11 protein-coding genes are annotated in these 12,392 nt (G+C 65.6%); 6 read left to right on the top strand and 5 right to left on the bottom strand.

Annotation, left to right across the window (positions count from 1 at the left end; all coding sequences use genetic code 11):
• Nucleotides 1-6: 6 nt before the first annotated feature.
• The 4 genes from A5767_RS03880 to A5767_RS03865 all read right to left on the bottom strand — a co-directional run bounded on the left by A5767_RS03880 (nucleotide 7) and on the right by A5767_RS03865 (nucleotide 3,811).
• The gene (locus A5767_RS03880; protein WP_033098433.1) at nucleotides 7-765 is read right to left on the bottom strand and encodes an iron ABC transporter ATP-binding protein; all 759 of its coding nucleotides are present in this window, start codon (nucleotides 763-765) and stop codon (nucleotides 7-9) included.
• The gene (locus A5767_RS03875; RefSeq protein WP_228044714.1) at nucleotides 762-1,772 is read right to left on the bottom strand and encodes an iron chelate uptake ABC transporter family permease subunit; all 1,011 of its coding nucleotides are present in this window, start codon (nucleotides 1,770-1,772) and stop codon (nucleotides 762-764) included. Before A5767_RS03875 ends, A5767_RS03880 begins: the two co-directional genes overlap by 4 nt.
• A complete protein-coding gene (locus A5767_RS03870) occupies nucleotides 1,759-2,727 on the bottom strand; it encodes an ABC transporter permease (protein WP_033098431.1) in 969 nt (322 codons plus the stop codon). Before A5767_RS03870 ends, A5767_RS03875 begins: the two co-directional genes overlap by 14 nt.
• Before the next feature lie 100 nt (nucleotides 2,728-2,827).
• Nucleotides 2,828-3,811, bottom strand: a complete 984-nt coding sequence (locus tag A5767_RS03865; protein ID WP_064851679.1) for an ABC transporter substrate-binding protein — start codon at nucleotides 3,809-3,811, stop codon at nucleotides 2,828-2,830.
• A 191-nt stretch (nucleotides 3,812-4,002) separates the two neighbouring features.
• Here A5767_RS03865 and A5767_RS03860 point away from each other — a divergent pair, with 191 nt between their 5' ends.
• The gene (locus A5767_RS03860; RefSeq protein WP_064851678.1) at nucleotides 4,003-4,881 is read left to right on the top strand and encodes an amidohydrolase family protein; all 879 of its coding nucleotides are present in this window, start codon (nucleotides 4,003-4,005) and stop codon (nucleotides 4,879-4,881) included.
• A gap of 16 nt (nucleotides 4,882-4,897) precedes the next feature.
• Here the strand turns inward: A5767_RS03860 and A5767_RS03855 are convergent, their stop codons facing one another.
• Nucleotides 4,898-6,535 (bottom strand): class I adenylate-forming enzyme family protein, encoded by a 1,638-nt coding sequence (locus A5767_RS03855; RefSeq protein WP_197483194.1) that lies wholly within the window; start codon nucleotides 6,533-6,535, stop codon nucleotides 4,898-4,900.
• 304 nt (nucleotides 6,536-6,839) lie between these two features.
• Between A5767_RS03855 and A5767_RS03850 the strand changes: the two genes are divergently transcribed.
• The 5 genes from A5767_RS03850 (at nucleotide 6,840) to A5767_RS03830 (ending at nucleotide 12,369) form a co-directional block, all read left to right on the top strand.
• Entirely contained in the window at nucleotides 6,840-8,234 is a 1,395-nt protein-coding gene (locus tag A5767_RS03850) for an ABC transporter substrate-binding protein (protein ID WP_193903964.1), read from the top strand.
• 65 nt (nucleotides 8,235-8,299) lie between these two features.
• Entirely contained in the window at nucleotides 8,300-10,570 is a 2,271-nt protein-coding gene (locus A5767_RS03845; protein ID WP_064851675.1) for an ABC transporter permease, read from the top strand.
• On the top strand, nucleotides 10,563-11,306 hold the full coding sequence (locus tag A5767_RS03840; protein WP_006551003.1) for an ABC transporter ATP-binding protein: 744 nt from the start codon (nucleotides 10,563-10,565) through the stop codon (nucleotides 11,304-11,306). Before A5767_RS03845 ends, A5767_RS03840 begins: the two co-directional genes overlap by 8 nt.
• Nucleotides 11,303-12,007 (top strand): ABC transporter ATP-binding protein, encoded by a 705-nt coding sequence (locus A5767_RS03835; RefSeq protein ID WP_019290777.1) that lies wholly within the window; start codon nucleotides 11,303-11,305, stop codon nucleotides 12,005-12,007. The genes A5767_RS03840 and A5767_RS03835 overlap by 4 nt, the downstream gene beginning before the upstream one ends.
• A complete protein-coding gene (locus A5767_RS03830; RefSeq protein WP_082937588.1) occupies nucleotides 12,004-12,369 on the top strand; it encodes a hypothetical protein in 366 nt (121 codons plus the stop codon). Before A5767_RS03835 ends, A5767_RS03830 begins: the two co-directional genes overlap by 4 nt.
• Nucleotides 12,370-12,392: the final 23 nt, after the last annotated feature.

Genomic DNA, 12,392 nt, shown 5'->3' with positions numbered 1-12,392 from the left:
TTCCGCTCAGCGCGCGTAGACCGCGGTGGGTTGCCCGTTGATCGCGTGGACGGTCACGGGGGTATCGAACACGTCGGTGAGGATCTCGTCCCTCATGATCTCGTCGGACGTGCCGCTGGTGACGATCAGGCCGTCGCGCAACGCGATGATGTGATCGGAGTACGCGGCGGCGATGTTCACGTCGTGGATGACGAGCACGATCGTCTTGCCCAGTTCGTCCGCTGCCCGCCGCAGCTGACGCATCATCAGCACGGCGTGCTTCATGTCGAGGTTGTTGAGCGGCTCGTCGAGCAGCACGTACTTGGTGTCCTGTGCCAGCACCATCGCCACGAAGGTGCGCTGCCGCTGACCGCCGGAGAGCTGGTCGAGGAAGCGGTCTGCGAGGTCGGTGAGGTTGAGGAATTCCATCGCCTCGTCGACGTGCCGCACGTCTTCCGCGGTGAGTCTGCCCTGGCAGTGCGGGAATCGACCGAAGCCGACCAGTTCGCGGACCGTCAGGCGCGCGGTGATGTGGTTCTCCTGCCGCAGGATCGACAGATGCTTGGCCAGCTCCCGGGTCTTCGTGGAATGCACGTCGAGTCCGCCCACGGTGACGGTGCCGCTGGTGGGTTGCAGCAGTCGGCCGATGATCGTCATGAGCGTCGACTTGCCGGCACCGTTCGGTCCGATCAGGGAGGTGATGCCGCCCTCGCGGATCGTGCCGGAGACGGGTCCGAGGACCCGCTTGTCCTGGTACGACATCGAGACGTCGTGGAACTCGATCACAGCGTTCCCTTTCTCAGGAGCATGAACAGGAACAGGATGCCGCCGACGAACTCGATGATCACCGTCAGGAACCCGCCCGCGTAGAAGATGTGCTGCATGAAGAACTGGCCGAAGGCGAGGGTGATCACGCCGAGCAGGAACGCCATGGGCATGACGTACTGGTGCTTGTACGAACCGGCGATCTGGTAGGCGAGGGTGGCGACGAGGAAGCCGAAGAAGGTCATGGGCCCGGCCAATGCGGTCGCGAACGCCACGAGCAGCGCGATGAGGACGAGCATCAGCGTCAACTCGCGCTTGTAGGCGACACCGATGTTGGTTGCGGTGTCGCGGCCGAGCAGCAGCGCATCGAGACGGTGGCGACGGCGCCACAGGATCACCCCCACGACGATGCAGATGCCGAACGCGAGGGGCAGATAGTCGCCGGGTACAGACGACAGGCGACCCATCAGCTCGACCGAGAGCATGTCGTACTCGGTGGGGGAGAGCACCCGCTGGATGAACGTCGAGAGACTGTCGAACGCCATTCCGAGTACGACGCCGACGAGCAGCATCAGGAACAGGCTGCCGAAACGGCCGGAGAACAACCAGCGATAGAGCAGCGTCGCCAGTGCCACCATGAGCCCGGTCTGGAGGACGAGCTTCGGGATGCCTTCGGAGGTCGCGATCGCGGTGGCTCCGAAGAAGAAGACCGTCAGCGTCTGCATCAGCGTGTACAGGGAATCGAACCCGATGATGGACGGCGTGAGGATGCGGTTGTCGGTGACCGTGTGGAACACGACGGTCCCCATGCCGTGCGCGAACGCCGCGACCACCATGGCTCCCAGGACGGTGAGCCGGCGAGGGAAGGTGAAGTCGAACGAGCCGCGGATGAACAGGAACAGATAGCAGGCGACCGCTACGGCGGCGATCGCGGCGACGATGGCCAGGCGCACTCCCGGCGACAGGCGACGGCGCTCACCCTTGCCGGTCGGGACGGCCCGGGCGCGTACGGAATCAAGCACTGACATGACGACGCTGCCTCAGAACGAGAGTGATGAAGACGACGGCGCCGACGACGCCGAGGACGACGGACGCGGGAATCTCCATGGGGGCGACGATCGTGCGGCCGACGAGATCGCACGCGAGAAGTAGTCCGGCGCCGATGACGGCGACCCAGGGCAGGTTCTTGTGCATGTCGTCGCCGAGCATCATCGACACGAGATTCGGGACGATCAGGCCGAGGAACGGGATGAAGCCCACCACCACGGTAGTGACGCCGGTGGCGATCGCGACGAGCATGACGCCGAGGAAGACGACCTGCTCGTACTTCAGCCCCACGTTGGTGGCGAGGTCTCTACCGAGACCGGCGATGGTGAACCGGTCGGCGAGGAGATAGGCGAGGACGGCGACGGCGAGCACCGCCCACAGCGGTTCGTAGAAGCCGCGAACCACGCTGCTGAAGCCACCCGAACGCCACGCCGACATCGACTGCAGCAGGTCGAAGTTGCCGGCGAGGAAAGTGGTGATCGAGCCGACCACGGCACCGAGCATGATGCCGACGAGCGGCACGATGATCGACGACTTCAACGCGATCCGGCGCAGGACGACGATGAACACCATCGTTCCCGCGAACGCGAAGATCACCGAGATCACCATCTTGACCATCGGCGACGCGTCGGGAACGACGATCAATGTGGCCAGCAGGCCGAGACCGGCCCACTGCGCGGTGCCCGCGGTGGTCGGTTCGACGAACTTGTTCTGGGTGATCAACTGCATGATCACGCCCGAGATGCTCATCGCGACGGCCGCGAAGATCAGGGCGAGGGTTCGCGGCACGCGGGAGATGAAGAACATCTCGCGGGCCGCCGGGTCGTGGATCAGCGATTCGAGGGTGATGTCGTAGCCGCCGACCATCAGGGACGCCACGGTCAGTGCCAGAACGACCACCGAGATCACCGGCAGCAGCACTTTGTTCTTCGTCATGGGGGCTCGGATCCGGAGAAGGTGCGCTCACACACGCAGCCTGCCCCGGCCCGTGATTCGGGTCGGGGCAGGCTGCTGTGGAGCGTCGAACAACAGGGACTTACTGTGCCGACTGGTTCGCAGCTTCGAACGCGTCGGCGATCTGCTGGAACGCTTCGGTGTAGGACTCGATGCCCTCACGCTTGTAGAAGTCGCCGTCCAGGTAGATGATCTGGTCCTTCGTGGCGAAGGTGGTGTTGGCGAACGCTTCCTGCGCGTCGATCACCGCGGCGGCCGGTTGCGGGGCTTCCTCGCCCGGCACGGCGGTGGCGGAGTCGCGGTCCAGGACGATCATCCAGTCGGGGTTCGCCTGCGCGATGGTCTCGGGAGCGAGACCGGAATCGCCGTGGACATCACCGGCGTCGCCGGCGAAGACGTCCTTCAGGTTCACGCCCTCGAGGAGGCGACCGATACGGCCTGCACCGTTGTCGATCTTGCCGCCCGCGACGACCGCGAGGAAGACGCTCTCACCGTTCGTGGCGTCCTGGGCAGCTTCGGTGGCAGCCTCGAGCTCGGCGACGATCTCCTCGGCCTCGGCTTCCTTCTCGAAGATCTGCCCGAGCGCGAGGGCCTGATCCTTCAGTCCCTGGATGTAGCCGCCCTCGGAATCGTCCAGCGCGGAGACGTCGACGACCGGCGCGATCTTCGACAGTTCTCCGGTGAACTCGGTGAAGCGCGAACCACCGATGATCAGATCCGGCTCGGCCTCGCTGACCAGTTCGAGCTTCGGCTCGCGGTGCGTGCCGACATCGAGGATGGAGTCGTCCTCACGCCACTCGTCGAAGCCCGTGTTGGGGAGGAGGGTCTTCGGCAGGGCGACGGGCGTGATGCCCCAATCGCGCAGCATCTCGAACGACTTGTTGTCGAGGGCCACCACACGCTCGGGGTCCGTAGGAACTTCCATCTCACCGTTGTTGGTCTCGATGGTGACGGTCGCGCCGTTCTCGGCGTCGGCGCTGTCGATACCGCTGTCACCGCAGGCGGTCAGGACGAGCGCCCCGGCGAGGGCCGGTGCGAGGAGCAGGCGCTCGAGATTCAGTTTCACGGGTGACTCCGAGGAAGGGTCGGACGGCGTGCTGACATGTGCCAAGACGCTCGCGGATCGGTAATTCAAGTTTCACATAGTATTGGTAAGGCAAACCTTTGTCCTGCTGGGGGTATGTGACAACGATCTCCCGGAGCGGATATCAACTACTCACGTCACCCCTGCTGAGGGTCGCCGGATAGGGTCGCGGCATGAACGAAGTCGAGTCGGTCGCACGCTTTCGGAGCACCCACGGTCTCGATCACCTGATCGACGTCCACACGCACTTCATGCCCCGCCAGGTCATGGACAAGGTCTGGGCGTACTTCGACTCCGCAGGTCCGCTCGTCGGACGGCCCTGGCCGGTCACCTACCGGCACGACGAGGAGGAACGCGTCGCGCGTCTCCGCGACTTCGGGGTACGCCGGTTCACCGCCATGCTGTACCCGCACAAGCCGGAGATGGCGGCGTGGCTCAACTCGTGGGCGGCCGACTTCGCGGCCCGGACCCCCGACTGTCTCCACACCGCCACCTTCTACCCGGAGGCCGAGGCGAAGGAGTACGTCGCGTCGGCGATCGAGGCGGGCGCGCGCGTGTTCAAATCCCACATCCAGGTCGGCGATTACTCGCCGCTCGATCCGCTCCTCGACGACGTGTGGGGCCTGCTCGAGGACTCGGGCGTGCCCATCGTCGTGCACTGCGGGTCGGGCCCGGCGCCCGGCACGTACACCGGTCCGGCTCCGATGCAGGAACTCATGCGCCGGTACCCGCAGCTGACGGTGATCGTCGCGCACATGGGCCTGCCCGAGTACCGCGAGTTCCTCGACCTCGCGGAACAGTACGAGCGGGTGTATCTCGACACGACGATGGCGTTCACCGATTTCGTCGAGGAGGACACACCCTTCCCGAGGGATCAGCTGCCGCGTCTCGACGCACTGCGTCGGAAGATCCTGCTCGGCACGGATTTTCCGAACATTCCGTACGACTATCTGCACCAGCTCGAGGTGCTCGAGCGCGTCGCGCCCGACAGCGAGTGGATCCGCGCGGTGTGCCGCGACAACGCCACGTCGCTGTTCGGGCTCGGCGAGTGATCGACGGGTTCGCCGGTCAGACGGTGATCGAGCGTCGGACGATCTTGCCGGTCGCGTTGCGGGGGAGCAGATCCTGCGTGATCCGCCAGACGGTAGGGACCTTGTAGTAGGCCAGTCGCTCGGCGCAGAAGGCTCGCAACTCGTCCTCGGTGATCGTGCTGCCGGGTCGCAGCACGACGACGGCGGCGATCTCCTGTCCCAGATCCTCGTGGTCCACGCCGATCACGGCGCTCTCGACGACGCCGGGGTGCTCGTCGAGGCACTGTTCGATCTCCGTGGGATAGACGTTCTCGCCGCCGCGCAGGATGAGATCGGACCGTCGGCCCGTGAGCCGCAGACGTCCATTCTCGATCGCGCCGTAGTCGCCGGTACGCAACCATCCCTCCGGGGTGATGGCCGCGTCCGTTGCGGCCGGATCCTCCCAGTAGCCGAGCATTACGTAGGGACTGCGGACGCAGATCTCACCCTCGGTGCCGTCGGGCACCCGTTCGCCGAACGGATCGCGGATCTCCATGCTCACCGTGATGATGGGGGAGCCGAGGGTTCCGGGGAAGGCCTCGATTTCCGGGGCCGTCGCCATGGCGATCGCGGTGCTGCACTCGGTCAGCCCATAGCTGTCCACCAGAGCCTGTCGCGCGAAGGGGAACTTCGCCTGCAGGCGTTGCTTGAACTCGGGGGAGGACGGAGCAGAAGCCAGCGCGAACGCAGTGAGCGAGCCGAGGTCGTACTTGTCGGTGTTCTCGTGCTCGAGCATGCGCGAAGCCATCGTCGGCACCGCACCCCAGTTGGTCACCCTCTCGCGCTCGATGAGCGTGAAGACCTTGTCGACGTCGAACCCGCCTTCCGTCATGACAGCGGCGCTTCCCGTTGCGAGTCGCGGCACCGCAAGGTTGTGCAGGCTCGCGATGTGGAACAACGGTGAGGTCAGGAGATACCGGTTGTCGTTGGGCACCGAGTCGTCATAGGGGCGCTGCTGCATCGCGGCAACCAGCGCGTCGGAGTATCGGTGATAGTCGACGACGGCGAGCACGTTGCGGTGGGAGTGCAGTGCCCCCTTGGGACGCCCACTGGTACCGCTCGTGAACAGGATGACCGCGGGATCGTCCTCCTCCACGTCCGCCGACGGCAGTTCGGCGCCGGACGCCGCGGCCACGATCCGGGGCACGTCCTGCTCGGTGGTGAGCAGATCGAACCCGGAGACCCCCGCTCTCGCCAGCAACTCGGCGCGTTTGGCGTCGGCGACGATCACCTTGGGCCGCACCAGGTTCACGCCGTACGCGATCTCGGGCGGCGTCCACCAGGAGTTCAGGCCCACTGCAATTGCACCCAGGCACTGAGCGGCCCAGAAGGTGATGATCCATTCGGGAGAGTTGGCCGCGAGAAGCGCGACGCGGTCGCCCTTCTTCACGCCGTGGTCGTCGCGCAGGACGGTCGCCAGGGCGGCGACGGCGTCGGCGTGCGCGCTGAACGAGAGGCGGCGATCGGCCGTCACGAGGTAGTCGCGGTCGCCCCATTGCCGGGACGCGGCGACGAGGTCGCCGATGCGGCGGTCGCGGTTGCGCATGACCTGCATCCGGTTGCCGCGCACGTCCTCTTCGACGATTTCGAATCGGCCACCGGGGCCGGTGAGCTGGGAAACGACCATCTGCAACATCTGCTGCAGATCTGCTTGTGCTGTCAAGGATTCGCCTTTCTCGGTCCCGCACGGTTTCGTCGCGCAGCAGGACGTACACAGGGGGATCGGAGAACTGTTTCGGGTGACGTAGTGCATCGAACCCTAGGCGCTGTGTTCACTGTCACAGATTTGTCCCGGTGAGTGAGAGTGGCCCAGGTCTCACTCTGTGGGGTGGCTACCTTCGCGACACCCGGCCTACCGTCCGGCGCCCCGGAATTGCGCTTCAGCCCAGACCGAGACCAAGGAGTCCATCGTCGTGAAACTCAGCGCTGCCTCGAAATCGATGGCGGGTCTGTTCGCCGTCGTAGTGGCGACGTCCGCTTGTGCGTCGGACCGCGGCGCCGACCCGTCGGCGGGCGCCCTCGCTCCGGCGGCAGCCGCCGCAGCGGCGGCCCCCACGGCCGAGGAATCGTTCGGAACCCTCGCGTCTCCGTGCGGGCCGGGGGATGCGGCAGGAAGCACCGACCAGGGAGTGTCGGATACCGAGATCCGCATCGGATACGGCGACGACCGGGGCTACTCGAAAAGTCCCGGACTCAACAAGGAGATCGGTGATGCCGTCTCCGCGATGATCGACTGGTGCAATGCCCAGGGTGGCATCAACGGTCGCACGATCGTCGGTACCCACTACGACGCTGCGATGACGCAGGCCAACGCCGTGATGCAGAACGCGTGTGCGAGCGAGTTCATGATGGTCGGTCACGGCTTCGCCATGGACCAGACGTCCGAGCAGACTCGGGTCGCGTGCAATCTCGCCGCTGTCCCCGCCTTCACCGTGTCCCCCGACGCGGCCAACGGCCCGATGACCTACCAGGGCGTCCCGTTCCCGGTCGACTACGCGAACGGCTCGCAGTGGTTCCAGATCGCCGAGATGTACCCGGACCTGGTCGGCGAGTTCGACGTCATCGACAGCACGATGCCCACGATCATCTCGGCGAGCACCAAGATCCGGTCCATCGCCGAGGCCGCCGGCTTCACGCTGAAGAACTGCGGTGTCACGCTCAACTACGAGGGCGAGTCGAGTTACGCGCCCTTCGCCGAGAAGTTCAAGCAGTGCGGCGTCAAGGGCCTGTGGACGTCCCGTTCTCCGGTGCCGGCCGAGTTCAACTTCGTGAAGGCACTCGACCAGGCCGGCATCGACCCGATCCTGCTCGGTGAGGCCACCTGGTACGGCAACGCCGCCCAGGCGTGGAACGGGGAGAGCGGTCTGCTCGACAACCTCCACGCCGGCATGACCTTCCAGATGATCGAGAACGCTGATGCCGTACCGGCCGTGAAGAAGTACGTCGAGCTGGTCACCGAGCAGGACGGCAAGACCGCGCTGCTCGGCATGCAGGCCACCTCTTCGTTCCTGTTGTGGGCGACCGCTGCGGACGCCTGCGGATCGGACCTGTCCCGTCAGTGCGTCATCGACGAACTGTCCCGAATCGACGAGTGGGACGGAGGCGGGCTGCACGCCGTCACCGATCCCGGGAACAACATGCCGGCAACCTGCGGGCTCGTCGTGAGGCTCACCGGCGCCGAATACACCCAGGCGTTCCCCACGGAGGCCGGCACCTTCAAGTGCGACGACCGCTACCGCGTCGCAACCGATCCGAGCACGTGGGGCACCGAACTCGGACCCGACCGCGTCGCGACGAAATACCTGAACCCGAACATCATCAGACCGACCGTCTGATCCGAGCGCCCGGTGCCGGCGAGGCCTGACACGCACTCGCCGGCACCCCGACCAGAGGTACTCGTATGGACACCTTTCTGACCTTCACGATCGTGGGGTTGGTGCTCGGATCGGTTTACGCGATCGCTGCATCGGGCCTCGTTCTCACCTACAACACGTCCGGCATCTTCAACTTCGCGCACGGCGCACAGGCGATGCTCGGTGCGTTCGCCTACTGGCAACTGCGCTACGGCTGGGGGCTGCCCACACCCGTCGCGTTGCTTCTCGTCCTCGGCGTCCTCGGCCCGATGACGGGCCTGTTGCTCTACGTCGTGATCATGCGCGGCATGCGTGACACCGCCGAGGTCACCAAAATCGTCGTCACCGTGTCGATCCTGCTCGGCATGGTCTCGGTGTCGCACTGGTTCTGGCATCCGGAGACCGCACGCACCATGACGATGTTCTTCGGCGACCAGGCAAGGATCGACCTCTTCGGCGTCACCATTCGCTACCACGAATTGATCTGTCTCGCCGCCGCGGTGCTCATCGCCGTGGGACTGCGAATCATGTTCGTGCGCAACCGCGTCGGAGTGGCGATGCGAGGTGTGGTCGATGATCCCGATCTGCTGCGCCTGAACGGGCACGACCCCGACCGGCTCGCCGCGCTGTCCTGGATGATGGGTTCGACCCTCGCGGTGCTGGCAGGTGTCCTCGTGACACCGATCAACGGTGGCACCCTCGAAGCGAACATGCTGACCCTGCTCGTCATCGACGCGTTCGCGGCGGCGATGTTCGGCCGGCTGCGCAGCATTCCGCGCACCTTCGCCGGTGCGCTGTTCCTCGGCCTGGCAGCCACATACGTGCTCGCCTACTTCCCGACCGCGTGGACGTGGACATCGAATCTGCGGGTGTCCCTGCCGATGATCGCGCTGTTCGTGGTTCTCGTCGTACTGCCGCAGGATCGGTTGCGCGGTGCCGTCACCCGTACCCGGGAGCGCTACCACGTGCCGTCGGTGCGCAAGGCGATCGCCTGGGCGGTCGCGCTCGTCGTCATCGTCTATGCCATCCGCCTGCTCATAGTGACGTCGGCGGTCACGACCCTCACGATCGGCATGGCCTTCGCGATCATCGCGTTGTCGCTGACCCTGCTGACCGGATACGCGGGCGAGATGAACCTCGCGCCGGTATCTTTCGGTGCCATCGCGACGATCGTGGCGTTCCACTTCGGTATCTCCGGGAGCGGACTGGCTGCCCACCTGAACCTGTGGGGCGTGGCGCTCGGCGTCGCCGTCACGGCCGTGATCGGCGGGCTCATTGCGCTTCCGGCCCTGCGGTTGCGCGGCCTCTATCTCGCCCTGGCCACGATGGCGTTCGGTGTGTTCCTGTCGAACATGGTGCTGCGCGACACCACCCAGCACGAGCTGTTCGGCATCAGGTTCTCGCTGTTCACCGACGGCAACATCGCGATCCCGCCGTTGAAGGTCGGCCCACTCGACCTGCGGAACGAGACGGCCTTCCTCATGACGGTGACGGTGATCTTCGCCGTTCTCGGCGTGGGCCTCATCGCCCTGCGCAACAGCGGCTACGGCCGCCGGCTCGCAGCGATGAAGGACAGCCCCGCCGCGGCGGCGATGCTCGGCCAGAGCCTGGTGCGTCTGAAGCTCGGAGTCTTCACCCTGTCGGCGGGCATCGCCGGACTGGGCGGGCTGTTCATGTCGAGTGCGATGGGCTCGGTGTCGAACGAAAGCTTCTCGATCATGGTGAGCTTGTCGCTGCTGATGCTCACCGTCGTGGCCGGTATCGGTTACGTCTCCGGTGCGCTGTTCGGTGGTCTGATGTCGGGTATCGGCTTCGCCGTCATCATGGTTTCGTTCTCCGATCTCGCTGCGGGACAGCCGGAACTGGCCGGAATGTGGACCTTCCTCGGTCACGTCGCCGCAGTGAGCCCCGCGCTCATCGGTATCGGCGTCGCGGCCAACCCGAGCGGCAGCGTCCACCAGATGGTGGAGGGCTACCGTCACCTGAAGAACGCGGAGCCCGTGCTGGTCGGGGGTGCCGCGGTGGTGCTCGTGTCCTACCTGCTCGCGCTCGTCGGCGCGCTCGACAACTGGTGGTTCGCGTCGATCACCATCGCGACGGTGTTCATGCTTCCGGTCGTGGCACAGTGGCTGATGCCCGAAGCTGTGCTCGGCGCAGAGGAAGCGCAACGTCGCGCGCCGCTGGTTCCCGAACGGATCGGAATCGACGAGCCCTACAACGAGCAGGCACGGGACGAGATCGACCGTGAACTCGGCATCGACGAACTTCTGGCCGCACGTGCCACCGGGTCGGAGAAGGAACTGGTTCCTCATGGCTGAGACACCCATTCTGGAAACACGCGGAATCACAGTCCGATTCGGCGGACACGTCGCGGTCAAGGACGTGAGCCTCGGAATCGAACCGGGAACGGTGACGGGCCTGATCGGACCCAACGGGGCCGGGAAGACGACCCTGTTCAACACGATCACCGGCCTGCAACGGCCGACGGTAGGCAAGGTCTTCCTCGATGGTCGTGACATCACGTCGCTACCGCCCTACAAGCGGGCCCGCATGGGTATGGCCCGCACGTTCCAGCGTCTCGAGCTGTTCGTGTCGCTGTCCGTGCGCGACAACCTCCGAGTGGCCGGGGACATCCACAATGCCAACGGACGCAACAAGATCGATCTGGACGAGGAAGTCGACCGGCTCCTCGAGCTGACCGGCCTGGCCGATATCGCGAGCACCGACGTCTCGGATGTGCCCACCGGCCGCGCCCGCGTCGTGGAGGTCGCCCGCGCGTTGATGACCTCGCCGCGGGTGCTGCTGCTCGACGAACCCGCCTCCGGGCAGACGGAACAGGAAACGGAGGCGTTCGCCGCCCTGCTCCGCGATCTGGCCGATTCGGGTCTCGCGATCTGCCTCGTCGAGCACGACATTCCGCTCGTGATGAAGATCTGCTCCCGGATCCACGTGCTCGACTACGGCGCGGTGCTGGCCAGTGGCGTCCCGGACGAGATCAAGAACGATCCGGCAGTGATCAACGCCTACATCGGCACCGAGGAGGAAGCGGTATGAGCGTCGAACCGTTGCTCGAACTGTCGGGTGTCCGGGCCGGATACGGTGCGATCGAGGTGCTGCACAGCGTGGATCTCATACTCGAACCGGGCGCGGTGGTCGCCCTGCTCGGGCCCAACGGCGGAGGTAAGACGACGACCCTGCGCGTGTGCTCGGGTATCCATCCGGTCTCGTCGGGTGAGTTCCGGCTGGCCGGCCGCGTCGTCAACGGTGTGTCCGCAGCGGAATTCGCACGTCTGGGGGTGTGCTCGATTCCCGAGGGACGCGGCATCTTCCCCAACCTCACCGTCCGCGAGAACCTGTGGATCGGAACCGGCACCGGTGTTCCTCTCGCAGACCTCGAAGAGGTGGCGTACACGCGATTCCCCGTTCTCGGTGAGCGCCGATCACAGCTGGCCGGTTCGATGTCCGGCGGCGAACAGCAGATGCTTGCGCTGTCGCGGGCGCTCGGTACCCATCCCACGGTGCTGTTGCTCGACGAACTGTCGATGGGTCTGGCACCGCGCATCGTCTCCCGGATCTACGACATCGTCGGCGAACTCGCCGCCGAGGGGGTGTCGATTCTCGTAGCCGAACAGTTCGCGCGAGCGGTGCTCCCGATCGCCACCAGTGCCGCGCTGATGTTGCAGGGCCGGGTGGCGCGCACGGGCGATCCGGCGGAGATCGAAGAAGAACTTTCCACCACCTATCTAGGAGGATGACCATGACCGCACTCGCCGACGAGCGACGTGAACAGTTCAAGAAGGACGTTGCAGCGCTGGGTCTCGACGCTCCCCGTTCGGATTCGGGAGGAAAGGCCCGCATCGTCGGCCTGGCCCTGATGGTGATCGGCGCCATCGCGATCTTCGTCGTCTACATTGCGTCGCTGACCCTCTCCGATACCCGTGACCTGCTGTCCTACCAGTTGCTCGCTCTCGGCTTCGTGGCTGTCACTCTGATCGGTGTGGCGGTCCATCTCGCCGCCGCGGTCACTCGTGTCCTGCGTCTGTGGCTGGTCAGGCAGTTGCTCGAGAGCAGCACGCAGGCCGAGCGCATCGCGCAGGCGCTCGCACGCAACGACTGAGCGCACATACGCCGAACGCGGCG

This window comes from Rhodococcus sp. 852002-51564_SCH6189132-a (assembly GCF_001665495.1).
Lineage (GTDB): Bacteria > Actinomycetota > Actinomycetes > Mycobacteriales > Mycobacteriaceae > Rhodococcus > Rhodococcus pyridinivorans.
The sequence above is the reverse complement of the archived record's forward strand: the minus strand, read 5'-3'. Positions and strand labels throughout refer to the sequence as shown.

Excerpts from the sequence above, each read along its gene's own strand:
- A5767_RS03875 (WP_228044714.1), bottom strand. The coding sequence starts at position 1,772 with ATGTCAGTGCTTGATTCCGTACGCGCCCGGGCCGTCCCGACCGGCAAG.
- A5767_RS03870 (WP_033098431.1), bottom strand. The coding sequence starts at position 2,727 with ATGACGAAGAACAAAGTGCTGCTGCCGGTGATCTCGGTGGTCGTTCTG.
- A5767_RS03860 (WP_064851678.1), top strand. The coding sequence starts at position 4,003 with ATGAACGAAGTCGAGTCGGTCGCACGCTTTCGGAGCACCCACGGTCTC.
- A5767_RS03855 (WP_197483194.1), bottom strand. The coding sequence starts at position 6,535 with ATGTTGCAGATGGTCGTTTCCCAGCTCACCGGCCCCGGTGGCCGATTC.
- A5767_RS03850 (WP_193903964.1), top strand. The coding sequence starts at position 6,840 with ATGGCGGGTCTGTTCGCCGTCGTAGTGGCGACGTCCGCTTGTGCGTCG.
- A5767_RS03845 (WP_064851675.1), top strand. The coding sequence starts at position 8,300 with ATGGACACCTTTCTGACCTTCACGATCGTGGGGTTGGTGCTCGGATCG.
- A5767_RS03840 (WP_006551003.1), top strand. The coding sequence starts at position 10,563 with ATGGCTGAGACACCCATTCTGGAAACACGCGGAATCACAGTCCGATTC.
- A5767_RS03835 (WP_019290777.1), top strand. The coding sequence starts at position 11,303 with ATGAGCGTCGAACCGTTGCTCGAACTGTCGGGTGTCCGGGCCGGATAC.
- A5767_RS03830 (WP_082937588.1), top strand. The coding sequence starts at position 12,004 with ATGACCATGACCGCACTCGCCGACGAGCGACGTGAACAGTTCAAGAAG.